Source organism: Tepidimonas sp., assembly GCF_036825565.1.
Classification (GTDB): domain Bacteria; phylum Pseudomonadota; class Gammaproteobacteria; order Burkholderiales; family Burkholderiaceae_C; genus Tepidimonas.
In genome coordinates this window covers 1-25,018 of the sequence record NZ_DAISXZ010000030.1, presented here as the reverse complement: position 1 = coordinate 25,018, position 25,018 = coordinate 1, and the positions used below count along the sequence as shown (strand labels likewise).

The following is a 25,018-nucleotide window of genomic DNA, read 5'->3' as shown; positions in this document are numbered from 1 at the left end:
CCTAATGGACAATTTGGGTTGAAATGAATATTTCAGGGACGACGAATTAGCAAAAGGCGTGCCTGGCCGGGGCGCCTGGCGGGGCCGGGCTGGGAGCGGGTGATCGCAGCGGATTCGCGGGTCGACCGCCGGCGTCGGCGCACCGCCTTGGTGCTCGGCTCGGGGGTGCCGGCCACCGCCGGGCGGTCAGCCCTCGATCACGAACGGCGCGCGCAAGAAGCCGCGGAAGCGTGCCCGCCCGCCGCGCACGGGCGGCGCGCTCAGCGCATAGTGCGGAAAGCGCGCGAGGAAGCGCCCGATTGCGATGCGGCCCTCCAGCCGCGCCAGGCTCAATCCCGCGCATTGGTGCACGCCGAAGCCGAAGGCCAGATGCCGGTTGTCGGCGCGGGCGAGGTCCAGCCGCTCGGGGTCGGCGAACACGGCCGGGTCGCGGTTGGCCGCGCCGATGCACAGCGTCACCAGCGCGCCGGCCGGCAGGCGCACGCCGCCCACCTCGGCCTCGCGCAGCGCGCGCCGGTTGCCGAGCTGGTTGGACGACTCGAAGCGCAGGAACTCGTCCACCGCTGCGCCCAGGATCGCCTCCTGCGCCTCGGGCTGGTCGCGCGCCTCGTGCAGCCGCGCCAGCAGCGGGGTCTTCTCCTGCGGCCATTCCTGCAGGCACACCAGCGCGTTGCCGATCAGGTTGGTGGTCGTCTCGTGCCCGGCGTTGAGCAGGAAGATGCAGTTGTGCAGCAACTCGGTCTCGCTCAGGCGCTCGCCATCGGCCTCGCCCTGGATCAGGCGCGTCAGCACGTCGCGCTGCGGATCGAGCGGATGGCGGCGGCGCTGCGCGACCAGCACGCGCAGGTAGTCCAGCATCTCGCGCACGGCGCGCTCGCCCGCGTCCTGCTGCGCCGGGGTCAGCACCGGCTCCAGCGCGCCCAGGATGGCCAACGACCAGCCGCGCAGCGGGCCGCGCTCGTCGTGCGGCACGCCCAGCAGATTGCCGATGATCTCCACCGGGATGGCCGCGGCGAAGTCCTCGATCAGGTCGCCGCCGCCGCGCGCCTGCAACCGGTCCAACAGTCCGTCGACCAGCCGCACCAGCCCCGGCTCCAGGTCGGCGATGGCGCGGCGCGTCAGCGCTCCCATGATGAGCTTGCGCACGCGCGTGTGCAGCGGCGGGTCGTTGAAGACGAGGCTGGTGGTGTGGTGCTCGTACAGCGGGGAGTCGGCGCCGTACTTCGGCGCGAACTCGACATGCTTGTCGGAGCTGAAGGTGGCCGCGTCGCGGTACACGGCGACCAAGTCCGCGTGCCGGGTCAGGAACCAGCTGCCGTCGGGCATGGCGCGCACCGGCTGGCGCGCGCGCAGGGCGGCGTAGACCGGGTACGGGTTGGCCAGGAAGTCCGGCGGCAGCCGGCGCAGATCGAAGGCGGCGGCGATGGCTTCGGCGTGCTCACGCGACATCGGCGGCGTGATCGCCTGCGGCGGCACCGGCTGGGGTGCCGTCCCGACTCGGGGGCTTGCCGCGCTGGTCATGGAGCAGCCTCAGGCCGACTGCGCTTGCAGCGGCCGCAGGAAGGCGCGCAGGGCATCCAGCACGCCGTCGGGCGCCTCGGTCATCAGGGCGTGGCCCGCCGGCAGCCGCACCACCTCCACCGGCACGCCAGCGGCGCGCGCAGCGTCGATGAGTGGCTGGGCGGCCTTGGGCGGCGTCATCTGGTCGCGCGTGCCGAGGATGAACTGCACCGGGCAGGCCAGCCGCCGCGCGGCGGTCTCGCCGTCCTGATAGGTGTCGCACGCGGTGAAGCCGCGGTGGAACACGTTGACGCGCGGGTTACTCGTCAGCACGCGGCGCATCAGCGCGCGTGCGCCGCCGTAGAGCCACGTGCCGGGGCCGAGCGCCGACGGCGGTGGCGCCAGCGTCGAGTGGCTGAACACGTTGACCATGGCGATGGCCTTCTCGGGCGTGTTCAGCGAGGCGTCCAGCAGCGCGGGCGACACCCGCATCGGATAGGCGGTGCCGACCAGCGCCAGCTGCGAGATGCGCGGCGGCGCGTCGGCCGCGGCCTGAAGCGCGATCAGCGAGCCAAAGCTGTGACCCACCAGTGCCGCGCGGTCCACGCCCAGCGCATCCAGCAGCCCGAGCACCGCGCGCGCGCCATCGGCGACGCGCTCCGGCGGCTCGCCGCCGCTGCGGCCGTGGCCCGGCAGGTCGATGGCCAGCACGTTGAAGCCGTGGTGCGCCAGGTAACGGCTCTGCAGAATCCAGACGCTGTGGTCGTTGAGCACGCCGTGGATGAACACCACCGTGGGGCGGGCGGGGTCGAAGTGGCGGCCGCCGGTGTAGGCGTACAGCGGGGCGCCGTGCACGTCGATCAGCATGGTCAGGGCTCCCCGGGGTCAGGCGGCTTTCTCGGCGGCCTTGAAGGCGCGCTTCAAATCGTCGATCAGGTCGTCGGGATCTTCCAGCCCGATCGACAGGCGGATGGTGCCCGGCCCGATGCCGGCGGCGGCCAGCGCCTCGTCGCTCATGCGAAAATGCGTGGTGCTGGCCGGGTGGATGACCAGGCTGCGGCAGTCGCCGACGTTGGCCAGGTGGCTGAAGAGCTTGAGCGCCTCGATGAAGGCGCGGCCCTGCGCGCGGCCGCCCTCGAGCTCGAAGCTGAACACGCTGCCGGCGCCGCGCGGCAGCAGCCGTTGCGCCAGTTGGTGGCTCGGATGGTCCGGCCGCAGCGGGTGGCGCACGCGCGCCACCAACGGGTGCACCGCCAGAAAGTTCACCACCCGCTCGGTGTTGGCCATGTGGCGCGCCATGCGCAGCGGCAGCGTCTCGATGCCCTGCAGGATCAGCCATGCGGTGTGCGGGCTCATGCAGGCGCCGAAGTCGCGCAGCCCCTCGCGGCGCGCGCGCAGCGCAAACGCCCCCACCGTCGATTCCTCGCTGAACACCACGCCGTGAAAGCCCGCGTACGGCTCGGTCAGCTCCGCAAAGCGCCCGTCGCGTGCGTGCGCGGCGTCCCAGTCGAACGAGCCGCCATCGACCAGCACGCCGCCGATCACGGTGCCGTGGCCGCTCAAGAACTTGGTCGCCGAGTGGTACACCAGGTCCGCGCCGAGCGCCAGCGGCTGGATTAGCCACGGTGTGGTCAGCGTCGAGTCCACCAGCAGCGGCACGCCGGCGGCGTGCGCGATCTCGGCCACCGCGGGGATGTCCAGGACGTCCAGCCCCGGGTTGCCGACCGTCTCGCCGAAGAACAGCCGGGTGTTGGGGCGCACCGCGGCGCGCCAGGCGTCCAGGTCGCCCGGCGGCACGAAGGTGGTCTGGATGCCCAAGCGCGGCAGCGTGTGCTGCAGCAGGTTGTGGCTGCCGCCGTAGAGCGCGCTGGAGGCGACGATGTGCCCGCCCGCGCCCATCAGCGTGACAATCGCCAGGTGCAGCGCCGCCTGCCCGCTGGCGGTGGCCACGGCAGCGATGCCACCCTCCAAGGCGGCCACGCGCTGCTCCAGCGCCGCGGTGGTGGGGTTGCTGATACGGCTGTAAACGTGGCCGGCGCGCTCCAGGTTGAACAGCGCCGCGGCGTGGTCGGTCGATTCGAAGACGAACGAGGTCGTCAGATGGATCGGAACCGCGCGCGCGCCGGTGGCGGGGTCGGGGGCGGCACCGGCGTGCAGGGCCAGCGTGTCGAAGCCGGGATCGGCGTAACCGGGCATGGTGTCTCCTCGTGTTGTGGTCTATATTAGCCTGCACAGCGGCCTCCTAGCCGCGCCTTCGAGACAACAGGAGCCCCACCATGAAAGTCCGTGACATTTTGCGCGTCAAAGGCGGCACGCTCTACACGGTAGCGCCGGACGAGTCGCTGGCCCGCGCGGTCGAGACGATGGCGCAGTACGACATCGGCTCGCTGGCCGTCATGGAGCACGGCGAACTGGTGGGTATGCTCACCTTTCGCGAGGTGATCGACACCATCGCGCGCAACGGTGGCACCGTGGGCACGGTCACGGTGCGCAGCATCATGGACGATCACCCCATGACCTGCACCCCCGAGACCGAGCTGGACGAAGTGCGCCCGATGATGCTGGAGCGCCACACCCGCTACATGCCGGTGATGGACAACCGCATGCTGATGGGCGTGATCAGCTTCTTTGACGTGGCCAAGGCCGTGGTCGAGACGCAGAGCTTCGAGAACAAGATGCTCAAAGCCTACATCCGCGACTGGCCGGAGGAGGATGACACCGCCCCCGGCGGGCCGGAACAGCAGCCGGTCGCGCGCTGATCCGTGATCGACGGTCTGGGCGGTTTGCTCGCCGGCCTGCTCGGCGGCGTGGGCCTGTTCATCATGGGTATGGAGCTCATGACGGACGGTCTGCGGCTGGCCGCAGGGCCTGCGCTGGAGCGCATTTTGACCGCCTCCACTCGCACCCGCTGGCGCGGGCTGGCGGCTGGCGCCCTGGTCACGGCGGTGGTGCAGTCCTCCAGCGCGGTCACGGTGGCCACGATCGGCTTCGTCAACGCGGGGCTGCTCAATCTGGGCCAGGCGCTGTGGGTGCTGTTTGGCGCCAACGTCGGCACCACCATGACGGGTTGGATCGTCGCGGTGCTGGGCTTTGGGCTGAAGATCGACCTGCTGGCGCTGCCCCTGATCGGGTTGGGGGTGGGGTTGCGCGTGACCGGGCATGGCACGCGCCGCGGGGCGTTGGGCACGGCGTGCGCGGGGTTTGGCTTGCTGTTCCTGGGCATCGACGTGCTGCGCGGCGCCTTTGGCAACGTGGCCCAACAGATATCGCTGCCGGCCGGCAGCGACTGGCGCGTGGTGCTGACCCAACTGCTGGCGGGCCTGGTCCTGACGGTGCTGATGCAAAGCTCCAGCGCCGCTCTCACCCTCGCGCTCAGCGCCGCAGGGGCTGGGCTGCTTTCGGCCCACGGGGCGGCGGCCGTGGTCATCGGGGCCAACATCGGCACGTCGGTCAAGGCGGTGCTGGCCGCCCTGGGGGCTACCCCCAACGCCCGCCGGGCCGCCAGCGCGCATGTGTTGTTCAACCTGCTGACGGGGCTGGTGGCGCTGGCGCTGTTGCCCTGGTTGGTGCAGTGGCTCCTACAGGCCATGCACGCCGTGGGGCTCGACGATTCGCCGGCCTTGACGGTGGCGCTCTTCCACACGGTTTTCAATGTGCTGGGCGTGGTGCTGATGTGGCCGCTGGCCGGGCGGCTGACGCGCTGGCTGCAGGCACGGTTTCGCACCGCCGAGGAGGACGAGTCGCGCCCCCGCTTCCTGGACGCGACCGTGCTGGCCGTGCCCGTGCTGGCGTTGGACGCGCTGCGCCGGGAGTTGGGGCGATTCCGCGGACTGGCGGCGCGCTCCTTGGGGACGGTGTTCGACCTACCCGCGCTGGCCGGCGACGCGGTGGCGGAGCGCGCCGGCGGCGACGATGCCGCCGTGCGGGCCCGGCTGGCGCGGGCGCGTGCGGTGGCCATGGCCCTGCAGCGCGCGGTGGCGGACTTCGTCGTGCGCCTGCAGCGCGCCGAGATGTCCGCCGACAGCGCGGCGCGGCTGCCGGATATGCTGCGCGTGGCCCGCTACGCCGAGGTGGCGGTGGAGCTGGCCGGTGAGGCGGCCGAGGCGCTGGCCCCTTGGCCCACGCCGCCCGCCGGCGTGCCGGCGCTGGAACTGGCGGCCTTTCGGCGCCGGTCGATCGCGTTGCTGGCCCTGCTGGACGACGGCGCGCCCGCCCCGTCCCCGGCTGCGAGCGAGGCCGCGTTGCGCGAGGCCGAGGATGCCTACGCCGTGCTCAAGGCCGCCTTGCTGCGTGCCGGGGCCGAATGACGGCTGGCCATCGAGGCGACGGAGGCCTGGCTGCGCGCCAGCAGCGAACTGCGCCGCAGCCTACAGCAACTGGTCAAGGCCGCCGTGGTGCTGCAGCGCGCGGCCGATGCCCCCGCTGGTGACGACGGTCGGGCGCAGGCGGCTGCGGGATAATCCCGGGTATGAGCGGCAACACCCTGGGCACCCTGTTTCGCGTCACCAACTTCGGCGAATCGCACGGACCGGCCATCGGCTGCGTCATCGACGGCTGTCCGCCGGGGTTGCCGCTTGCCGAGGCCGACATTCAGCCGGACCTCGACCGGCGACGGCCCGGCAGCAGCAAGTTCGTCACCCAGCGGCAAGAGGCGGACCAGGTGCAGATTCTGAGCGGGGTGTACCAGGGGCGCACCACGGGCACGCCCATCGCGTTGCTGATTGCCAACACCGACCAGCGCAGTAAGGATTACGGCGACATCGCCCAGACCTTCCGACCCGGGCATGCGGACTACACCTACTGGCACAAGTACGGCATCCGCGATCCGCGCGGGGGCGGACGCTCGTCCGCGCGCCTGACTGCGCCCACCGTGGCGGCGGGGGCGGTCGCGCGCAAATGGCTGCGCGAGCAGTTTGGCACGGTGGTTCGGGGCGCCCTGCTCCAGATGGGCACGCAGAGCGTGCCGTTCGAATCGTGGGACCACGTCGATGGCAACCCGTTTTTTGCGCCAGTGGCCGATGTGTCGGCGCTGGACGCGTATCTGACCGAGATCCGCAAGGCCGGTGACTCGGTGGGGGCGCGGCTGCGCGTCGTCGCGCAGGGGGTGCCCGCCGGGCTGGGCGAGCCGATCTACGACCGCCTGGACGCCGACATCGCGCACGCCATGATGGGTCTCAACGCGGTCAAGGGCGTGGAAATCGGCGATGGCTTTGCCAGCGTCTCGCAGCGGGGCAGCGAGCACGGTGATGGCATCACTCCCCAGGGCTTTCTGTCCAACCACGCGGGTGGGGTGTTGGGGGGCATCAGCACGGGGCAGGACATCGTCGTCACGCTGGCCATCAAGCCCACCAGCTCCATCCTCGTGCCGCGGCCGTCCATCGACACCGCGGGCGAGCCGACGGAAGTCATCACCAAGGGCCGGCACGACCCCTGCGTCGGCATTCGGGCCGTGCCCATCGTGGAGGCGCTGCTCGCGATCGTCCTGATGGACCATGCGCTGCGCCACCGCGCGCAGTGTGGGGATGTGCGCGTCACCCCCGGGCCGGTCGCGGCCGAGGCCCCGGGCGGCGTCTCCCGCTCATGAGCGGCGGCCCGCCCGCCGATGCCCGGCGTGTGCGCGGGCTGTGGCCCTTTGCGGCCCTCGCGGCGGGCTATTTTGCGCACATCGGCTTTTTCAATCCGTACCTGCCGCTGTGGTTGCAGGAACTGGGCTACGGCCTGTGGGCCATCGGGCTGCTGACCTCGCTGCAGTCGGCGACGCGGCTGTTCGCTCCCTACCTGTGGGGGTGGCTGAGCGACCGCACCGGCGAGCCGGTACGCTGGCTGCGGGTGTGCGCGGGCGTGTCGCTGGTGCTGTCCCTGGGGCTGTGGTGGCAGCCTGTGCCCGCCTGGTTGCCGCTGGTGTTGCTGCTGCTGTTTACGCACACCAGCGCCATGATGCCGCTGTCCGAGACGGCGTTGGCGCATGCCGTCAGCGCCTCGGGCGGGTTCGACGCGCGCCGCTACGGCCGCGTTCGCCTGTGGGGATCGCTGGGCTTTCTGGTGACGGTGCTGGCGGCGGGCGCCTGGTTCGAGCGCCACGGGCTCGCGAGTTTTCCGTTCTGGGCGAATGCGACGCTGGCGCTGGTGGTGGGCGCGGTGTGGGCCATGCCGCGCTGGCGCGACCCGCCGCATGCGCGCGATGCCGCGGGCGGGCGCGTCTGGCCGGTGTTGCGCCAGCCCGTCGTGGCGTGGTTTTTTGCCTCCATGTTTCTGCATGTGCTGGCGCACGTGTTCATCTACATCTTCTTCTCGCTCTACCTGGACCGCCTGGGGTACGGCAAAGGCGTGATCGGCGCGCTGTGGGCCACTGCCGTGGTGGTGGAGATCGCCTGGTTTTTCACCCAGGGTCGCTGGCTGCCGCGGCTGGCGCTGGGGCAGTGGCTGGTGCTGGCGTCGGCCCTGACGGTGGCGCGCATGGCGGCGACGGCCTGGGGGGCACATTGGCTGGGCGTGCTGCTGCTGGCGCAAGCGGTGCATGCCATCGGTTTTGCCGCTCACCACACGGTCTGCATCGCCCTCATCAACCGCCACTTTCCGGGGCGGCTGCGCGCGCGGGGGCAGGCCTTGTATTCGTTGATCGGTTATGGCTGTTCCGGGGTGACCGCAGGGGCGCTGGGTGGGTGGATCAGCACCCACCATGGGCTGAGCGCCGTCTTCGTGGCCGGCATGGTCTCCGCCGCGGCAGCCACCGGGGCGGCCCTCGTGGTGCGCCGCCTGGGGGATTGACGGCGGGGCAGACGGCGTTGACGCCGCGCCCGCAGCCGTGGGTGCACGATCAGCCGAAGGGACGCACGCCGATCAGCACGCCGTGCGCCCAGAACGCGAACACCGCCCACGCGACCAGCCCGACGACCACGGTGGCCGCCGTGGCCGCCAACGACGGCTCGCGGGTGGCGGTCACCAGGGTGTCATCCTCGTCGTCGGCATCGTCGCGAACGGCGGGCGTGCGGCGCCGCGCCGTGCGGTAATCGAGCACCGCCCATGCCAAAAAGCCGCCAAACAGCAACACGTCTGCCAGTGTGCCGTTGGACAGCAGGTGGGCAAAGGCCCACAGCTTGACGGACAGCACCATCGGGTGGCCCAGCCGCGCCTTGATCGCATTGCCCGGAACATAAGCCGCCACCAACAGCACGAAAGCCACCAGCGTCAGCAGCGAGGCGGCGTGGCGCATCCCCAGCGGCGGGCTCCACAGCACGTCCGGGGACTGGCGGGCCACGCCGTAGCCCCAGATGATCAGCCCCAGCCCGACGGCCGACACCAGGGAGTAAACCGCCTTCCATGCGCCCAGCCCGATGCGGTCGATGGTCTGGTTGCGCCAGTCGTCGGCCACGATGCGCACCGAGTGCACGCCCAAAAACAGGATCAAGCCCAGCACCAGCCACTGCATCGCTCGCCTCCGGTCGGTTGAGGTTCAAGGGTGACGTACATCATAGCCGCAAGCCCAAGGCGGCGGCTGCGCGGCCAGGTCTGGTCCTATCGCGGCGATTGGGAAGAATGACCGCCGCACGTGGCAGACCCGATAGAATGAAGCGCAATCACAAATCAATTATTGATTGGTGATTTCTATTAGGTGCCGCCACACCGTGCCCCACTCGGCAGTGCATGCATGGCTCGCGGCCCTGATGTCGGCCAACCCGTCTGCAAGGAGATGACCATGAACGCCCCCGCCCGCGAAGCCGTCGGCAAGTGCCCCGTGATGCACGGCACCCACACCACCGCCGCAACGTCCAATATGGCCTGGTGGCCAAATTCCCTGAACCTGGACATCCTGCACCAGCACGACACCAAGACCAATCCGCTGCCCGGCTTCAACTACCGGGAGGCGGTGCGCCAGCTCGACGTAGATGCGATCAAGCGCGATTTGACGGCCTTGATGACCGACAGCCAGCCGTGGTGGCCTGCCGATTGGGGCCACTACGGCGGGTTGATGATTCGCATGGCCTGGCACGCGGCGGGGTCGTACCGCATCGCGGACGGTCGCGGCGGCGCCAACACCGGCAACCAGCGGTTCGCGCCGCTCAACTCCTGGCCGGACAACGCCAATCTGGACAAGGCGCGCCGGCTGCTGTGGCCGATCAAGAAGAAATACGGCAACCGGATCAGCTGGGCCGATCTGATGATCCTGGCCGGCAATGTCGCCTACGAGTCCATGGGCCTGAAGACCTATGGCTTTGCCTTCGGGCGAGAGGACGTCTGGCACCCGGAGAAGGATGTCTACTGGGGCGATGAGAAGGAGTGGCTGGCCCCCAGCGACGCCCGCTACGGCAGCCTGGACGACGCCAGCACCTTGGCCAACCCGCTGGCCGCCGTGCAGATGGGCCTGATCTATGTGAACCCCGAGGGTGTCAATGGCCAGCCGGACCCTTTGCGCACCGCCGCCCAGGTGCGCGAAACCTTCGCCCGTATGGGCATGAACGACGAGGAAACCGTGGCCCTCACCGCCGGCGGGCACACCGTCGGCAAGGCGCACGGCAACGGCAGCGCGGCCAACTTGGGCCCTGCGTCCGAAGGCGCGCCGATCGAGGAACAGGGCCTGGGTTGGAACAACCACACCACCCGCGGCATCGGTCGCGACACCGTGACCAGCGGTCTGGAAGGGGCGTGGACCACGAACCCCACCCGGTGGGACAACGGCTACTTCAAGCTTCTGCTCGGCTACGAATGGGAGCTCAAAAAGAGTCCTGCCGGCGCCTGGCAGTGGGAGCCGATCGGCCTGCGGCCCGAGGATGTCCCGCCCGACGTGGAAGACCCCACCCTGCGCAACCACCGCATCATCATGACCGATGCCGACATGGCGATGAAGATGGACCCCGAGTACCGCCGAATTTCGGAGCGGTTTGCGGCCGACCAGGCGTATTTCTCGGAGGTGTTTGCCCGCGCCTGGTTCAAGCTTACGCACCGCGACATGGGGCCACGCACGCGCTACATCGGCCCCGAGGCGCCCACCGAAGACCTGATTTGGCAAGATCCCGTCCCCGCGGGTCGGACCGATTACGACGTGGCCGCCGTGCGCGCCCGGATCGCCGCCGCGGGATTGGGTATTGCCGAGCGGGTGGCCACGGCCTGGGACAGTGCCCGCACCTTCCGCGGATCGGACTTCCGCGGCGGTGCCAACGGGGCGCGCATCCGGCTGGCCCCGCAAAAGGATTGGGCCGGCAACGAGCCCGAGCGTTTGGCGCGCGTGCTGCCCGTCTATGAGCGCATCGCCGCAGAGACCGGCGCCAGCATCGCCGACGTGATCGTCCTGGCCGGCAGCATGGCGGTGGAAGAGGCCGCCCGCGCCGCCGGCTACCCGGTCGAGGTTCCGTTTGCGCCGGGGCGCGGCGACGCCACGCAGGCGCAGACCGACGTCCAGTCGTTTGCGGTGCTGGAGCCCGTGGCCGATGGGTTCCGCAACTGGCTCAAACAGCACTACGCGGCACAGCCGGAGGAATTGCTGCTCGACCGCGCACAGCTCATGGGTCTGACCGCGGCCGAGATGACGGTGCTCGTCGGCGGCCTGCGCGTGCTCGGTGCCAATCACGGGGGGTCGGCGCACGGGGTATTCACCGACCGTGTCGGCGTGTTGAGCAATGACTTCTTCGTGCACCTGACCGACATGGCCTACGGCTGGAAGCCGACCGGGCGCAACAGCTACGCCATCGTGGACCGCGCCACGGGGGCAACCCGCTGGACCGCCACGCGGGTTGACCTGGTGTTTGGCTCCAACGCCGTGTTGCGCGCCTACGCCGAGGTCTATGCCCAGGACGACGGACGCGAGAAGTTCGTGCGCGACTTCGTGGCCGCTTGGAGTAAGGTCATGAACGCCGACCGCTACGACCTGCGGCCCTGACGCAGGCGGTCGGTATCCCACCAGAGGGTGGGCAGCGGCCCGGCAGTCAATCCCAGCCTTGCGGCCGCAGCAGGCCCACGACCACGCCCTCGATGGCAAACGCATCGCCTGGGCGCACGAGGATGTCGGCCACCTCGGGGTTGGCGGCCTGCAACCGCCAGTACGCGCCCTCGCGTTGCAGGCGCTTGACCGTGACCTCGTCCCCTAGGCGGGCCACCACGGTCTGGCCGGGGCGGGCCTCGCGCACAGCCTGCACGGCCAGCAGGTCCCCGTCGTGGATGCCGGCGTCGCGCATGGACCAGCCGCGCACCCGCAGCAGATAGTCGGGTCGGCGGGCAAACCAGCGCGCGTCGGCGGGGTAGGTGGCCTCGACATGCGCTTGCGCCAGGATGGGGGAGCCAGCCGCCACCCGCCCGATCAGGGGCAAGTGGAGCAGGTTGACCTCGCCGGTGCGCCAAGGCGGCACGGGGGCTACGGCAGGGGCGTGCGCCTTTGTGTCGCCCTGGGGGAGCGCTGGGGCCCCGGGCGCCCTTGTTGCGCCCAGCACGCGGATGCCCCGGGCACTGCCGCCGAGCAACTGCACCGCGCCTTTGCGTTCCAGTGCCCGCAGGTGCGCTTCGGCCGCATTGGGCGATCGAAAGCCGAAGGCGTGTGCGATCTCCGCCCGCGTCGGGGGCACGCCGCGATCGCGCACATGGCCGGCAATGAAATCGAGCACCTCGCGCTGCCGGGGCGTCAGGCCATCCGCCGGATCGTGCGCAGCGGCCGCCCGAGCGGACCTGGACCGCGGGGGCTGAAGGGGCTGCGACTGCATGACCGCGGACTGTAGCAGCGCCTCACGGGTTTGTGCCAGCGTCGGGGTGGCGTTGCGCGGCCTCGGGCCCGGTCGGGCGGCGCGGGGCACGGCGGGCCTGACGCTGCGCCTGCAACTGCGCTTCGGCCGCCCGCGCCGCGTCTAGCCAAGCGGCAAACGTTTGCGGCGTTTCCAGCGTGATGCGACCGATGGCCCCGGCGCGAAAATCCGCCAGCACCGTTTCGCCGGCTTTGTGGGGGTCGATGCGCCCCCCGGGCAGCAATGCGCCGCGCTTGCGGCCAATCGCGGCCAGCAGCTCGTGGTCGGGCAGCGCGGCGATGGCCGCCGGCGCCAACCCCAGGCGGTAGCGGGCCTCCAGCAGCGCCGGGTAATCGGCCTGCAGCGCCCGCAGCAGGGCCAGCGCGACGGCTTCCTCGTCGAAGGCATTGCGTCCGACGGCGCCACTGGCGGCCAGCCGGTCCCCGCTTTCCGGCACGATGATCTTGGGCCACAGCAGGCCCGGAGTGTCGTACAGATACACGTCGTCGGCCAGCACGACGCGCTGCTCCTGGCGGGTGACGCCCGGCTCGTCTGCCGCCTTGGCGGCGCGTTTGCCGAGCAGGGTGTTGATCAGGGTGGACTTGCCCACGTTGGGGATGCCGGCGATCAGTACCCGCAGCGGCTTGACCATGCCGCCGCGGTGCGGTGCCAGCCGACGGCACTCGGCCACCAGGGCACGCGCCGGCCCCGGGGTGTGGGCGTGCAAGGCGATCGCACGGGTGCGGGGTTGGGCGTTGTAGTGGGCCAGCCACTGCGCGGTGCGCGCCGGGTCGGCCAGGTCTTCCTTGTTCAGCACCTTCAGCGTGGGCCGTTCACCGATTAGTTGGGCCAGCAGCGGATTGGCGCTCGACCCCGGCAGCCGGGCGTCGAGCAGTTCGATGACCACGTCCGTGGTCTTGAGTCGCTCGCGCAACGCCTTTTGCGTCGCGTACATATGACCGGGAAACCACTGGACACTCACGGGCGGGCTCCTGAACGGGGGCGGACGGTCACGCGTGCGCGCGCAGCCAGGCATGCAGGTCGGCCACGGTGTGCGCCACGAACGCTGGCTGCAGCGAGCGCAGGTCTTCGTGCGCGTGGGCGCCATAGGTGACCGCGACTGCGGCGCAGCCGGCGTTGCGCGCCATCTGCAGGTCATGCGTGGTGTCGCCGATCATCAGGGTGCGCTCGGGTGGCACGTCGAATTCGGCCATCAGTTCGAGCAGCATTTGCGGGTCGGGTTTGCCGGCCGTCTCTTCGGCGGTGCGCGAGGCGTCGAAGACTCCATGCAGCGCCACCGTCTGCAAGGCAACGTCCAGCCCGCGGCGGCTTTTGCCCGTGGCCACGGCCAGCCGGTGGCCGCGGCCGCGCAGATCGGTCAGCAGCGGCAGTACTCCGTCGAATAGAGTGACCTCGTGCTGGCGCGCAAACCAGTGGTGGCGGTAACGCTCCACCAGCAGCGGCTGGCGCTCGGGCGGCACGTCCGGCGCGGCGTGCGCCAGCGCCTGGGCCAAACCCATGCCGATGACCCAGGCGGCGCGCTCGCGCGAGGGCGCCTGTCCGCCGACGTCGCGCACCGCGTCCTGGATGCAGCCGACGATCAGCGCGGTGGAATCGAACAACGTGCCGTCCCAGTCGAAGGCGATCAGGTCGTAACGCCGGGGACGGTCGGTGGCAAAAGAAGCGGTAACGAGAGCGGTGGAATCGGTCACGGTGGGCCCGGAAACGGCAACGGCCCCGAATCCGGGGCGCCAAAATGACAAAAGGCGCATGACAGGCGCCTTTTGCCTTCCCTGTGTCAGAGGGTTTATGCGATGCGGAAGTTCTCGATGTTGCCGCCGGCGGCCAGAATGTTGCGCACCCATTCCGGCTTGCGGCCCGGGCCACCGGACCAGAGTTCACCGTTGGGGCCGCGGTATTTGGGCTCGGCCTTGGAGCGGCCGGCCTTGGCCTTGCCGCCGCGCGCGCCGGTGGTGGCCAATTCTTCGGTCGTGATGCCGTATTCGGCCATGCGGGCGCGGATCTCGGCGATCACACCGGCGCGCTCTTGCTTGCGCAATTGCTCCGCCTGGGCCAGAAGGGCCTCGGCTTGGGCTTTCAGTTCTGCATAGGTTGCCATGAGCGTTCCCCAACGGTTGAACAAAACGGATCGGACGGTGCGATTGTAATCAAAAAAATCGCCGCACGTCGCCCCAATCGGCCAATTCGGGCGGCAATGGCGCATGCAATTGCAATTCCTGCTCCGTCACCGGATGCCGTATCGTCAGCCGCCAGGCGTGCAGAAACATCCGCTTGAGCCCGAGCCGAGCCAGCAGGCGGTTCCATTCGAAATCGCCATACTTGTCGTCGCCGGCGATGGGATGGCCAGCGTGGGCCAGATGCACCCGAATTTGATGGGTGCGGCCGGTTTTGATGGAGACGGCCAACAGTGTCATGCGCTGGGCGCCCGCCGGCGTGCCGGGCGGGGGGGGCACGTCTCCCAGCACCCGCACCAGCGAAATCGAGCGCTGCCCCAGGGGGTCGCGCGCATCGGTGACGCGCACACGCCGTTCGCCATCGGGCAGCAGGTATTTGTGCAAGGGGACATCGATCACCTTGCGGGCGGTGGGCCATTCGCCGCGCACCAGCGCCAGATAGGTTTTGCCCGTGCTGCGCTCGCGAAACTGGTCCTGCATGCGTTTGAGCGCGCTGCGCCGCTTGGCCACGAGCAGCACGCCGCTGGTCTCGCGGTCCAGGCGGTGCACCAGCTCGAGCAGCGTCGCACCGGGTCGGGCTCGGCGCAGCTGCTCGATCACGCCGGACGACACGCCGCTGCCGCCGTGCACGGCCACGCCGGCAGGCTTGTCGATCGCCAGCAGCCAATCGTCCTCGTAGAGCACGGGGAACTCCCGCGCGGGCACGGCCGCCGGCGCGGCGCCGATCACCCGCTCGGGCAGGCGCACCGGGGGCAGCCGCACATCGTCGCCCTCTTGCAGCCGGGTGTCGGCGCGGGCGCGCGCCTTGTTGACCCGAACCTCGCCGCTGCGGATGATGCGATAGATCAGCGTTTTGGGCGCGCCTTTGAGCTCGCGCAGCAAATAATTGTCGAGCCGCTGATCGGCGGACTCGGCATCGACGGTGAGGTGACGGACGGCGGCATTGGACATGGGCAAGCGGCGACCCACCCCCCCAGCGCATCACACGCCACGCGGTCCACGCCTATAATCTCAGCGTCTGTCCGTGCGCCGAAAAAGGATCGGGTCGCCGCGAAGTGTACGGCACGCAGGTCGCTCCAGAGCGCAGATAGACATATTCTTGCCGAACCCTGGGCGGGGCGGCACATCCGGGCCAGGTCCGTCGTGTTTGGGCCGTCGGTCCCCGGATGGATGCGCCTCGCCCCGGTAGAACCGACGTTCATTCAGTCAGCGAACCCGATACGGAATACCCCCGACGTGCAGCCCGCGGCCAAGCCGAATCGCCGTGTGGCGGGCTGCACGAGGATTCAGTGACCACCGAGACGCCCGCCTTTCCCGTGCTGCACAACGGCCCGTCGTCCCTGTTCACCGTGATCCACGCGCCCATGCCCGGGAGCGCGTGACCCCCCTGCCCGGCGCACGCCGGGCAGGGCTCTGCGCATCCCAGAGGCTCTCCGGCAATTCCTCCCCGTTCGCTCGACCGGTCCGCGGTTCGCGGCATCCGCGCCCATCGAGGGCGCTTGTACGACCGAGTCTGAGGAACGCAAAATGAAACGCATGCTGATCAACGCCACGCAGGCCGAAGAGCGCCGGCTGGCGATCGTCGATGGGCAAAAACTGCTCGACTACGAAGTCGAGATCGAAGGGCGCGAGCAGCGCAAAGGCAACATCTACAAGGCCGTCGTCACGCGCGTGGAGCCGTCGCTGGAGGCGTGCTTCGTCGATTACGGCGAGGACCGCCACGGCTTTCTGCCGTTCAAGGAAATCTCCAAGCAGTATTTCCAGGGCAACGTGCCGCCGTCGCAGGCGCGCATCCAGGACGTCATCAAGGAAGGCCAGGAACTGCTCGTCCAGGTGGAAAAGGAGGAGCGCGGCAACAAGGGCGCGGCGCTGACCACCTTCATCAGCCTGGCGGGCCGCTACGTGGTGCTGATGCCGAACAATCCGCGCGGCGGCGGCGTCAGCCGGCGCATCGAGGGCGAGGACCGCGCCGAATTGAAGGCCACGCTGGACAAGCTGGAATACCCGAGCGGCATGTCGATCATCGCGCGCACCGCCGGCATCGGGCGCGAGGCCGCCGAGCTGCAGTGGGACCTCAATTACCTGCTCAAGCTGTGGAACGCGATCGAGGGCGCGGCCAAGGCGCTGTCCAAGCCGGAGCTGATCTACCAGGAATCGACGCTGGTCATCCGCGCGATCCGCGACTATTTCAACAGCGACATCGGCGAGATCCTGATCGACACCGACGACATCTACGAGCAGGCGCGCGGCTTCATGTCGCACGTGATGCCCGAGTACGTCAACCGCGTCAAGCGCTACCGCGACAACGCACCGTTGTTCTCGCGCTTCCAGATCGAGCACCAGATCGAGACCGCCTACAGCCGCACGGTGACGTTGCCGTCGGGCGGCGCGATCGTGATCGACCAGACCGAGGCGCTGGTGGCCATCGATGTCAACTCGGCGCGCGCCATCAAGGGCGGCGACATCGAGGAGACCGCTCTGCGCACCAACCTGGAGGCCGCCGACGAGGTGGCGCGTCAGGCGCGGTTGCGTGACCTCGGCGGGCTGATCGTGATCGACTTCATCGACATGGAGGACAGCAAAAACCGCCGCGAGGTCGAAAACCGCCTGCGCGAGGCGCTCAAGCAGGACCGCGCGCGCGTGCAGTTTGCGCCGATCAGCAAGTTCGGCCTGCTGGAGATGAGCCGCCAGCGCCTGCGCCCGACGCTGTCGGAAGGCGCCTCCATCCCCTGCCCACGCTGCGGTGGCTCCGGCCACATCCGCGACACCGAATCGTCGGCGCTGCAGATCCTGCGCGTGATCCAGGAGGAGTCGCTCAAGGACAACACCGCCGCCGTGCTGGTGCAGGTGCCGGTGGACGTGGCCAGCTTCCTGCTCAACGAAAAGCGCGTCGAGATCACCAAGATCGAGCTCAAGCAGCGCATCAGCGTGCTGCTGGTGCCGAACAAGTCGCTGGAGACGCCGAACTACAAGCTGGAGCGCTTGAAGCACGACGACCCGCGGCTGGACAACCTGGACGCCAGCTACAAGCTCGCCGACATCGTCGAGGACGTGGCGATGGTGACGCGGCGCAGCCAGGAGCGCACCAACCGGCAGGAGCCGATCATCAAGGGCGTGCTGCCGGACAGCCCCGCCCCGGTGACCGCACCGCGGGCCGAGGCACCGGCCGCGCCCACCGCCGCCGCGCCGGCCGTGGCACCGGTCAGCCCGGCGCCTGCGCCGGCCCCCGTGCCTGTCGCCCCGTCGGTACCGGCCGAGACGGGCTTCCTGGCCTGGCTAAAGCGCCTGTTTGGGTGGCAGGCCGTCCCGGCCACCCCGCCGGCGCAGTCGCCGGTGCCTGCGGCCACCCCCGCGCCGGCCCCTACTGTGGACGTGCGCGAGCGCACCGGCAGCGACGAGCGCCGGGGTCGGGGCAACCGCGGGGGGCGCGGCCGTGGGGAGGCGGTGCGCAGCGGTGAAGGCCGAGAAGGCCGCGAGAGCCGTGCGGAACGCGGCGAGCGCAGCGAACGTGCCGATCGGCCCCCGCGTCCCGAGCGGGGCGAGGCCCGACCCACGACTCGCAATGAAGGTGTGACAGCCACCGATGTGGCCGCGACCGAGCCACGTGCCGATGACGCGCCGGCCGAGCCACGTGCCGATGGCGCGCCGGCCGAGCGCCGGGAGCGCCGCCGCCGCGGGCGCCGCTCGCGCGGCGAGGCCGCCGACAACGGGGCTGTGTCCGCCGCGACCGAGGTCACGCCCGATACCCTGACCGATGCCCCCACTGCTGCCGCGCCGGTGGACGAGGATGGCGGCACAGGTGGCGCAACGGCGACCGAACCGGCGGAAGCCACGCGCGCACCGCGCGAGCGCCGCAGCCGCGACCGCTACGGGCGCGACCGCAACCGCCGTCAAGACGGGGCGGGCGCCGTCCCGAACGGTGCCCAGGCCCCGGAAGCCGGCGCCGCGGCCGACGGCGGCGCGCTCGAACCCCCGCGCCGCTCGTACTTCACGGTGCCGCCGACCCCGGCGGAGCCCGCCGCCACGTCGGCGGTGCCCGTGGAGCCGCCGGCCCCCGCACGGGTGTCGGCACCCAGCGTGACGCCTGTCGAAGCGCCTGTCGAAGCGCCCGCAACAACGCTCGCCACGATGCCCCCGGCCGCAGCCCCCGCGGCACAGCCGTCCGCCGCCGCGCAGCCGTACCGCCTGCCGATCGAGGATTTGGCCGTCCTGGCCCGTCAGGCCGGCCTGGAATGGGTGCAGTCGGACGCCGACAAAGTGGCGGCGGTGCAGGCCGCCATCGCGGCCGAGCCGCCCCCGGTGCATGTGCCGCGCGAGCCGCGTCCTGCCCCCGCGGTCAGCGACGAGCCGCTGGTGCTGATCGAGACCAAACGGGATTTGCGCGAGCTGAAGTTCCCCTTCGACGCCTGAACGAGGGTCCCCCGCCATGGATACCGACACCTTCCCCGAAATCCCCGACCTCGTCTGGGGCGACTCGCTGGTCACGGGCGACGGCCGCATGGACGAGACCCACGAGGAGTTCGTCACCCAGCTTGCCCGGCTGCGCGCGCTGCCGCACGACCAACAGCTCGAGCCCTACCGGGCGTTGGTCGCGCACACGGTGGAGCACTTCGAGCGCGAGGAGCGCTGGATGGTGGCCGTCGGCTTTGCCGAGGACAACTGCCACGCCGCGCACCATCGGCAGATCCTGGACACCATGCGGGCCGTGGAGGCGCACTTCCTGCAAGGGGATCGGGAGATCATCGACCGCATGGCGGCGGCGCTGGCCGAGTGGTTTCCCATGCATGCGCAGACCATGGATGCCGGGCTGGCGCAGCACATGCGGGCCGTGGGCTTCGACTCGCGCACCGAGACCCTGGCCGATCCCAGCCGGGTGCGGCCCGCGACCATGACCGGCTGCGGCAGCGTGCATTGCAGTTGAGGCGGCTGCGACGTTTCTTCAACGGCGCGCACCGGCATTTCAAGTGACGCCCGGGGGCTTCGGCGCTAGGATGCGCACGAGGAAGGAGTCCCCATGACCGTCATCACCTGCATCGAAGACCTGCGCCGGCTGGCGCAACGGCGCGTGCCGCGCATGTTCTACGACTACGCCGACAGCGGCTCGTGGACCGAGAGCACTTACCGCGCCAACGAATCCGACTTCCAGCCCATCAAGCTGCGCCAGCGGGTCGCCGTCAACATGGAGGGGCGCAGCACGCGCACCACCATGGTCGGCCAACCCGTGGCCATGCCGGTGGCGCTGGCGCCCACGGGGCTGACCGGCATGCAGCACGCCGATGGCGAAATCCTGGCCGCCCGCGCGGCGCGCGCGTTTGGCGTGCCCTTCACGCTGTCGACCATGAGCATCTGCTCCATCGAGGACGTGGCCCGGCACGCGGGGGAAGGCTTCTGGTTCCAGCTCTATGTGATGCGCGACCGCGACTTCATCGAGCGGCTGATCGACCGCGCCAAGGCCGCCAACTGCGGCGCGCTGGTGCTCACGCTCGACCTGCAGATTCTGGGGCAGCGCCACAAGGATCTGAAGAACGGCCTGTCCGCGCCGCCCAAGCTGACCCTGCCCAACATCGTGAACATGATGACCAAACCCCGCTGGTGCCTGGGCATGCTGGGCACGCCCCGGCGGCAGTTCGGCAACATCGTCGGGCATGTCAAGGGCGTGGCCGACATGGGCAGCCTGTCGGCGTGGACGGCGCAGCAGTTCGACCCGCGGCTCAACTGGGGCGATGTCGAGTGGATCAAGAAGCGCTGGGGGGGCAAGCTCATCCTCAAGGGCATCATGGATGTGGAAGATGCCAAGCTGGCCGCCGACTCCGGCGCGGATGCGCTGATCGTCAGCAACCACGGCGGGCGCCAGCTCGACGGGGCGGAGTCGAGCATCCGCGCGCTGCCGCGCATCGTGGAGGCGGTGGGACACCGCATCGAGGTGCACCTGGACGGCGGCATCCGCAGCGGCCAGGATGTGCTCAAGGCCCGTGCGCTGGGGGCGCGCGGCACCTACATCGGCCGCGCCTTCCTGTACGGCCTGGGCGCCATGGGCGAGGCGGGCGTGACCAAGGTGCTGGAAATCCTGCACAAGGAGCTCGACATCACCATGGCCTTCACCGGCCACACCAACATCGACACCGTGGACCGCTCGATCCTGATTCCGGGCACCTACCCGGTGGCCTGACGTTTCGGACGCTCAACGGCCGCCGCCAGTCCCGGCCGTGGTGGCTGTTTGGGGGGGGCCGGCGCCTGCGTGCTCGTACAGCAGTCAGAATACGAACGATGCCGGCAGCGGCATGGCCCTCGTCGTAATGTTGAACCAGCCAAACGCGGTGCCGCGCCGCCGCTTCGGCAATGCCCTCGATCATGCCCAACGCGCGCGGGCCCGCCATCGGCACCGAGGTCAGATAGAGCGGAACCAGGGGGTACACCAGGTTGGACGCCGAATCGTCGATCAGGCTGATCAAGCCGATGAGCGATACGGCGCGCGGCAGCGCACGGATCGTCTGCCACACGGTGCGAAGGGGCGGGCTGCGAAGCGCCCCATCATACGCCGGGGCCAACCCCCTCGGTGTCGGGCCATCGCCAACCGCGCCCGGGATCACTCTGTGTTAGAGTCGGGCGGTGTCGGGGCGTTTTTTCCGCTTGCGCCCCCGCGTGCATCGTGGTCCACGGATCGCGGTGGTTCGTGACACCGCGTTGCCCAGGCGTTGGCGCGCGCCCACGTCCGGCCGAACATGGCCGCCGGTTCCGGCGGCAGATTTCTCGGCCATCGTCCCCCACACCCCCTGATGCGCTCGATGGCCAGCAGGCCAGGCGGGCCTGCCCCCATCCCGCATCGTCATCCCTAGGAGGCCCCCATGGCCAAAGAAGAATTGATCGAGATGCGCGGCACGGTCGACGAGATCCTGCCCGACTCCCGCTACCGCGTCACCCTGGAAAACGGGCACACCCTGGTCGCCTATACCGGGGGCAAGATGCGCAAGCACCACATCCGCATCCTGGCGGGCGACCGCGTGTCGCTGGAGCTGTCGCCCTACGACCTGAGCAAAGGCCGCATCACCTTCCGACACCTGGAGCCGCGCACGGGCGGCGGGGCCCCCGCCGCCCGGCACAAGCCGCGCTGACCGGCGCGGCTCACTTGCCCCAGCTGTCTTTCAGGCCCGCGATCCGGTTGAACACCGGCCGCTCGGGCGTGTGGTCCACGCGGTCGGTGCCGAAATAGCCGTGCCGCTCGAACTGGTAACGCTCCTCGCGCGGGGCGTTCGCCAGCGAGGGCTCCAGGTAGGCCGTCACCACCCGCAGGCTGGCGGGGTTGAGCGCGGCCTTGAAGTCCTTGCCACCGGCGTCGGGCTGCGGATCGGCGAACAGCCGGTCGTACAGGCGCACCTCGGCGGGCACGGCTTCGTGCACGCCCACCCAGGTCAGCGTGCCCTTGACCTTGACGGCGTCGGCCCCGGGCGTGCCGCTCTTGGTGTCGGGTACCACCGTGGCCAGCACGGCCGTGACGCGGCCGTCGGCGTCCTTCTCGCAGCCGGTGCACTCGACCACATAGCCGTACTTGAGGCGCACCTTGTTGCCGGGGAAGAGGCGGAAATAGCCCTTGGGGGGCTGCTCCATGAAGTCCTCGCGCTCGATCCAGATTTCCGGCCCCAGGCTGAAGTTGCGCTGGCCCAGCTCCGGTCGCTGCGGATGCACCGGGGCACTGCAGCTCTCGCGGTGGCCAGCATCGCCAAACACCTGCGCCCAGTTGGTGAGCTTGAGCTGGACCGGATCGAGCACCGCCATGGCGCGCGGCGCCTTGCCTTCCAGGTCGTCGCGCAGCGCGATCTCCAGGTTGCTGTAATCGATCCAGCCCCCGGCTTTGCTGACCCCGGTGCGTTCGCAGAACAGGCGGATGGCTTCGGGCGTGTAGCCGCGGCGGCGCAGGCCGACGATGGTGGGCATGCGCGGGTCGTCCCAGCCGCTGACGATGCCCTCGTCCACCAGTTGCTTGAGCTTGCGCTTGCTGGTGACCACGTAGGTTAGGTTCAGCCGGGCGAATTCGTACTGGTGGGGCAGGTTGAACGGCTCGATGCGGTGCGCCTCCAGCGCCGCCGCCAGCAGCGGCGTGAACTGGTGCGTCTGCGCTTTGAGCAGCCCGAAAAACTCGCCCAAGTCGCGCAGCACCGCGTCGCGGTCGTGTTCCCATTTCGTGAACAGTGCCCGCATGCGCTGCTCGGGCTCGGTGTTCAAGCCGAGCTTGTGCGCATGGTTGTGGCAGCGCAGCGCAAATTCCTTGCCCGCTTCAAGCCCTTGTTGCTCGATGCGCTCGATCAGTTGTTTGGCCCGCTCGAACTGCGGTGCGCGCAGAATAGGCACGATGCGCTCGAGCAGCCAGTCGTAGAACGGCCGCTGGTCCTCGAACTCCAGCGTGCAAATGCTGTGGGTGATGTTCTCCAGCGCATCCTCGATCGGGTGCGCGAAGGTGTACATGGGGTAGATGCACCAGGCGTCGCCGGTGTTGTGGTGCGCGGCGTGCTTGATGCGGTAGATGGCCGGGTCGCGCAGGTTGATGTTGGGCGAGGCCATGTCGATCTTGGCGCGCAGCACCATCGCGCCGTCCGCGTGACGGCCGTCGCGCATTTCGCGAAAGCGCGCCAGGCTCTCCTCGGCCGGGCGGTTGCGGTAGGGGCTGTCGATGCCGGGTTCGGTCAGCGTGCCGCGGTTGGCCCGCATCTGCTCCGGCGTCTGTTCATCCACGTAGGCATGGCCGGTTTCGATCAGGTACTCGGCCGCCCGGTACATGAAATCGAAGTAGTCGCTCGCGTAATACAGATGGCGGGTGCCGTGGGCTTCCCAGCTCCAGCCCAGCCACTGCACGGCATCCAGGATGGAATCGACGTACTCTTGGTCCTCCTTCTCGGGGTTGGTGTCGTCGAAGCGCATGTGGCACACGCCGCCATAGGCCTGCGCCAGGCTGAAGTTGAGCCAGATGCTCTTGGCGTGGCCCACGTGAAGGTAGCCGTTGGGCTCCGGCGGAAAGCGCATGCGCACCCGGGCCGGGTCGGCCGCGCCCTGCTCGTGGTGGCTGCCGTCGCCGGGGCTGCCGCCCCACAGACGGCCGTGGTAGCGGCCCTGGGCCAGATCGCGCTCGATGATCTGGCGCAGAAAATTGCTGGCAGTGGGTGGATGAGGGGAGAAGTGCGGGGCGTGGTCGCTCATGGCCCCGATTCTAGGCGGCCCCCGTCGCCAGACAGACCCGGTTGCGCCCGCCGTGCTTGGCGCGGTAGAGGGCCTCGTCCGCCTGGTTGATCAGGTACTGGTAATCCGGGTGGCCGCTGTAGGGCGCGACGCCGATGCTGGCGGTCAGCGACAGGTGCACGCCGTTGACCAGCGCGAACGGTGTGGCGGCGATGCGCTGGCGCAGCTTTTCGGCCTGCGCCTGGGCTTGCTCGCTCGGTGCGTCCACCAGTAGGACCAGGAACTCCTCGCCCCCGTAGCGGAACACGAAGTCGCTGGAGCGCACGCTGTTGAGCAGGATGGTGGCTATTTGCTGCAGCACGCTGTCGCCTGCGTCGTGGCCGTGAACGTCGTTGATGTGCTTGAAATGGTCCAGATCGAGCAGCAGCACCGAAAAGGCCGTGTGCCGCTTCTGGGCGAGGTGTATCTCGCGCGCCAGGATGGGAGTGAGGAAGCGCCGGTTGAGCAGCCGTGTGAGCGTGTCGCGGCCACTCTCCAGCTCCACATGGCGCTCGAACAGGGTGTTGACCAGGTATTTGAGGGTGTCCAGCGCGGACTGCAGCTCGATCAGCAGGGCGTGGCGGCGCTGGGCGTCGCCGTGCCCGCTTTCCAGTTGGGGCAGCAGCGCGTCGTCCAGCCGCTCCATGGTCTGGTGCACCAGGTCCACCTCGGGCGTGCCGTCGAACAGGTTGCTGCCCTTGTGGGTGAACCACAGACCGAATTCCGAACTGCCCAGCCGGGGCAGGTTCAGCGGCGCGCCGCCGCGGTGCAGGGCGAATAGCACGTCCTGCCCCCCATTCGGCCAGCAGCGAGCGCTGGCGTTCGCGCTCGACCTGCACGTTTTGGCTCAGCGCGTGCAGGCGAAAGGCTTCTTCGCTGCGCACGACGCGCTGGGTGTCGCGCACATAGGATTCGGCCATCAACTCCAGCGCCAAGTCGAACAGCGCGCCGACGTGGGCCATCGATGCTTCGATCAGCGCGGGCGCGGCGCCTCCGGCCGCGATGCGCTGCAGCAGCCGCCCCTTGAGCAGCCGCGCGCCGCGGGCCACCAGGTGCATGGGCAGTTGGATGCGGGCGTGGACTTCGCCGACATGGCGCTGGTGGGCCACGATGGCGGGCACGTCCTGCGCGGTGTGCGGGGCGAACAGCTCGGTCAACCACCGCTGCAGCGAGGCGTGCAGCCGCTGGTGCACGATGTCCGCGTCCAGAAAGGCCTGGGCCTGCCGGTGGGCCATCATGTCCTGATAAAAGCCCTCGGCCAGTTGTGCGCCGTGCTGCTCGACCACCCGGGCGATGTGCGCGCGCACCGCCGGCGTGGCGGCGTCCAGCAGGGCACACCATTCGGCAACGGGATCGGCGCTGCCGTGCGGGGCGTGGGGTGCGTCGGGGGCGAGGGCGTTGGCAGTAGGG

General features: G+C 69.8%; 20 protein-coding genes and 1 pseudogene. 9 read left to right on the top strand and 12 right to left on the bottom strand.

From position 1 onward, the window contains the following. Positions 1-186 precede the first annotated feature (186 nt). The 3 genes from V7026_RS05885 to V7026_RS05875 all read right to left on the bottom strand — a co-directional run bounded on the left by V7026_RS05885 (position 187) and on the right by V7026_RS05875 (position 3,696). Positions 187-1,449: a cytochrome P450 gene (locus V7026_RS05885; RefSeq protein ID WP_334154438.1), complete on the bottom strand. Its 1,263-nt coding sequence runs from the start codon at positions 1,447-1,449 to the stop codon at positions 187-189. An 81-nt stretch (positions 1,450-1,530) separates the two neighbouring features. Further along, positions 1,531-2,367, bottom strand: a complete 837-nt coding sequence (locus V7026_RS05880; RefSeq protein WP_334154436.1) for an alpha/beta fold hydrolase — start codon at positions 2,365-2,367, stop codon at positions 1,531-1,533. A gap of 18 nt (positions 2,368-2,385) precedes the next feature. Then, positions 2,386-3,696 carry an O-acetylhomoserine aminocarboxypropyltransferase gene (locus tag V7026_RS05875; protein ID WP_334154434.1) on the bottom strand — a complete coding sequence of 437 codons (1,311 nt, stop codon included), beginning with the start codon at positions 3,694-3,696 and terminating at the stop codon, positions 2,386-2,388. Positions 3,697-3,776: 80 nt separating this feature from the next. On the opposite strand from V7026_RS05875, the gene V7026_RS05870 reads away from it, so the two are divergent. The 4 genes from V7026_RS05870 (at position 3,777) to V7026_RS05855 (ending at position 8,268) form a co-directional block, all read left to right on the top strand. Then, positions 3,777-4,259, top strand: a complete 483-nt coding sequence (locus tag V7026_RS05870) for a CBS domain-containing protein (RefSeq protein ID WP_334154433.1) — start codon at positions 3,777-3,779, stop codon at positions 4,257-4,259. A 3-nt stretch (positions 4,260-4,262) separates the two neighbouring features. Next, entirely contained in the window at positions 4,263-5,807 is a 1,545-nt protein-coding gene (locus V7026_RS05865; protein WP_334154432.1) for a Na/Pi cotransporter family protein, read from the top strand. Between the two features lie 161 nt (positions 5,808-5,968). Beyond that, positions 5,969-7,084, top strand: coding sequence for a chorismate synthase (gene aroC, locus V7026_RS05860; RefSeq protein ID WP_334154430.1), 1,116 nt, complete (start codon positions 5,969-5,971; stop codon positions 7,082-7,084). Further along, positions 7,081-8,268 carry an MFS transporter gene (locus tag V7026_RS05855; RefSeq protein ID WP_334154427.1) on the top strand — a complete coding sequence of 396 codons (1,188 nt, stop codon included), beginning with the start codon at positions 7,081-7,083 and terminating at the stop codon, positions 8,266-8,268. The genes aroC and V7026_RS05855 overlap by 4 nt, the downstream gene beginning before the upstream one ends. 49 nt (positions 8,269-8,317) lie before the next feature. Here V7026_RS05855 and V7026_RS05850 read toward each other — a convergent pair whose 3' ends face one another. Beyond that, positions 8,318-8,929 carry an NnrU family protein gene (locus V7026_RS05850; RefSeq protein WP_334154425.1) on the bottom strand — a complete coding sequence of 204 codons (612 nt, stop codon included), beginning with the start codon at positions 8,927-8,929 and terminating at the stop codon, positions 8,318-8,320. Between the two features lie 267 nt (positions 8,930-9,196). Here V7026_RS05850 and katG point away from each other — a divergent pair, with 267 nt between their 5' ends. Further along, positions 9,197-11,374, top strand: coding sequence for a catalase/peroxidase HPI (gene katG / locus V7026_RS05845; RefSeq protein WP_334154423.1), 2,178 nt, complete (start codon positions 9,197-9,199; stop codon positions 11,372-11,374). 46 nt (positions 11,375-11,420) lie between these two features. Here katG and lexA read toward each other — a convergent pair whose 3' ends face one another. The 5 genes from lexA to V7026_RS05820 all read right to left on the bottom strand — a co-directional run bounded on the left by lexA (position 11,421) and on the right by V7026_RS05820 (position 15,352). Then, positions 11,421-12,188, bottom strand: a complete 768-nt coding sequence (lexA, locus tag V7026_RS05840) for a transcriptional repressor LexA (RefSeq protein ID WP_334154421.1) — start codon at positions 12,186-12,188, stop codon at positions 11,421-11,423. A gap of 22 nt (positions 12,189-12,210) precedes the next feature. After that, complete coding sequence (gene ylqF / locus V7026_RS05835) at positions 12,211-13,188, bottom strand: ribosome biogenesis GTPase YlqF (protein WP_334154419.1); 978 nt, start codon at positions 13,186-13,188, stop codon at positions 12,211-12,213. Between the two features lie 28 nt (positions 13,189-13,216). Further along, positions 13,217-13,918, bottom strand: a complete 702-nt coding sequence (locus tag V7026_RS05830) for an HAD family hydrolase (RefSeq protein ID WP_334154417.1) — start codon at positions 13,916-13,918, stop codon at positions 13,217-13,219. A gap of 95 nt (positions 13,919-14,013) precedes the next feature. Then, a complete protein-coding gene (locus tag V7026_RS05825) occupies positions 14,014-14,325 on the bottom strand; it encodes an H-NS histone family protein (protein ID WP_334154415.1) in 312 nt (103 codons plus the stop codon). Positions 14,326-14,374: 49 nt separating this feature from the next. Continuing rightward, complete coding sequence (locus V7026_RS05820) at positions 14,375-15,352, bottom strand: RluA family pseudouridine synthase (protein ID WP_334154413.1); 978 nt, start codon at positions 15,350-15,352, stop codon at positions 14,375-14,377. Between the two features lie 576 nt (positions 15,353-15,928). Here V7026_RS05820 and V7026_RS05815 point away from each other — a divergent pair. The 4 genes from V7026_RS05815 to infA all read left to right on the top strand — a co-directional run bounded on the left by V7026_RS05815 (position 15,929) and on the right by infA (position 21,513). Continuing rightward, a complete protein-coding gene (locus V7026_RS05815) occupies positions 15,929-18,811 on the top strand; it encodes an Rne/Rng family ribonuclease (RefSeq protein WP_334154411.1) in 2,883 nt (960 codons plus the stop codon). A gap of 16 nt (positions 18,812-18,827) precedes the next feature. Then, positions 18,828-19,322, top strand: a complete 495-nt coding sequence (locus V7026_RS05810; RefSeq protein WP_334154410.1) for a bacteriohemerythrin — start codon at positions 18,828-18,830, stop codon at positions 19,320-19,322. 93 nt (positions 19,323-19,415) lie between these two features. Next, entirely contained in the window at positions 19,416-20,570 is a 1,155-nt protein-coding gene (locus tag V7026_RS05805; RefSeq protein WP_334154409.1) for an alpha-hydroxy acid oxidase, read from the top strand. 676 nt (positions 20,571-21,246) lie between these two features. After that, on the top strand, positions 21,247-21,513 hold the full coding sequence (gene infA, locus V7026_RS05800; protein WP_334154407.1) for a translation initiation factor IF-1: 267 nt from the start codon (positions 21,247-21,249) through the stop codon (positions 21,511-21,513). A gap of 10 nt (positions 21,514-21,523) precedes the next feature. Here infA and V7026_RS05795 read toward each other — a convergent pair whose 3' ends face one another. The 3 genes and pseudogenes from V7026_RS05795 to V7026_RS11435 form a co-directional block, all read right to left on the bottom strand. Then, positions 21,524-23,590 carry a glutamine--tRNA ligase gene (locus tag V7026_RS05795; protein ID WP_334154405.1) on the bottom strand — a complete coding sequence of 689 codons (2,067 nt, stop codon included), beginning with the start codon at positions 23,588-23,590 and terminating at the stop codon, positions 21,524-21,526. Positions 23,591-23,600: 10 nt separating this feature from the next. Next, positions 23,601-24,392, bottom strand: a complete 792-nt coding sequence (locus V7026_RS05790) for a GGDEF domain-containing protein (RefSeq protein ID WP_334154403.1) — start codon at positions 24,390-24,392, stop codon at positions 23,601-23,603. A 166-nt stretch (positions 24,393-24,558) separates the two neighbouring features. After that, positions 24,559-24,894: pseudogene (locus tag V7026_RS11435) on the bottom strand (protoglobin domain-containing protein); the annotation flags it as partial. Positions 24,895-25,018: the final 124 nt, after the last annotated feature.

Excerpts from the sequence above, each read along its gene's own strand:
- V7026_RS05825 (WP_334154415.1), bottom strand. The coding sequence starts at position 14,325 with ATGGCAACCTATGCAGAACTGAAAGCCCAAGCCGAGGCCCTTCTGGCC.
- infA (WP_334154407.1), top strand. The coding sequence starts at position 21,247 with ATGGCCAAAGAAGAATTGATCGAGATGCGCGGCACGGTCGACGAGATC.
- katG (WP_334154423.1), top strand. The coding sequence starts at position 9,197 with ATGAACGCCCCCGCCCGCGAAGCCGTCGGCAAGTGCCCCGTGATGCAC.
- V7026_RS05805 (WP_334154409.1), top strand. The coding sequence starts at position 19,416 with ATGACCGTCATCACCTGCATCGAAGACCTGCGCCGGCTGGCGCAACGG.
- V7026_RS05850 (WP_334154425.1), bottom strand. The coding sequence starts at position 8,929 with ATGCAGTGGCTGGTGCTGGGCTTGATCCTGTTTTTGGGCGTGCACTCG.
- V7026_RS05795 (WP_334154405.1), bottom strand. The coding sequence starts at position 23,590 with ATGAGCGACCACGCCCCGCACTTCTCCCCTCATCCACCCACTGCCAGC.
- V7026_RS05820 (WP_334154413.1), bottom strand. The coding sequence starts at position 15,352 with ATGTCCAATGCCGCCGTCCGTCACCTCACCGTCGATGCCGAGTCCGCC.
- V7026_RS05815 (WP_334154411.1), top strand. The coding sequence starts at position 15,929 with ATGAAACGCATGCTGATCAACGCCACGCAGGCCGAAGAGCGCCGGCTG.
- aroC (WP_334154430.1), top strand. The coding sequence starts at position 5,969 with ATGAGCGGCAACACCCTGGGCACCCTGTTTCGCGTCACCAACTTCGGC.
- V7026_RS05880 (WP_334154436.1), bottom strand. The coding sequence starts at position 2,367 with ATGCTGATCGACGTGCACGGCGCCCCGCTGTACGCCTACACCGGCGGC.
- V7026_RS05875 (WP_334154434.1), bottom strand. The coding sequence starts at position 3,696 with ATGCCCGGTTACGCCGATCCCGGCTTCGACACGCTGGCCCTGCACGCC.
- V7026_RS05810 (WP_334154410.1), top strand. The coding sequence starts at position 18,828 with ATGGATACCGACACCTTCCCCGAAATCCCCGACCTCGTCTGGGGCGAC.
- V7026_RS05870 (WP_334154433.1), top strand. The coding sequence starts at position 3,777 with ATGAAAGTCCGTGACATTTTGCGCGTCAAAGGCGGCACGCTCTACACG.
- lexA (WP_334154421.1), bottom strand. The coding sequence starts at position 12,188 with ATGCAGTCGCAGCCCCTTCAGCCCCCGCGGTCCAGGTCCGCTCGGGCG.
- V7026_RS05885 (WP_334154438.1), bottom strand. The coding sequence starts at position 1,449 with ATGTCGCGTGAGCACGCCGAAGCCATCGCCGCCGCCTTCGATCTGCGC.
- V7026_RS05855 (WP_334154427.1), top strand. The coding sequence starts at position 7,081 with ATGAGCGGCGGCCCGCCCGCCGATGCCCGGCGTGTGCGCGGGCTGTGG.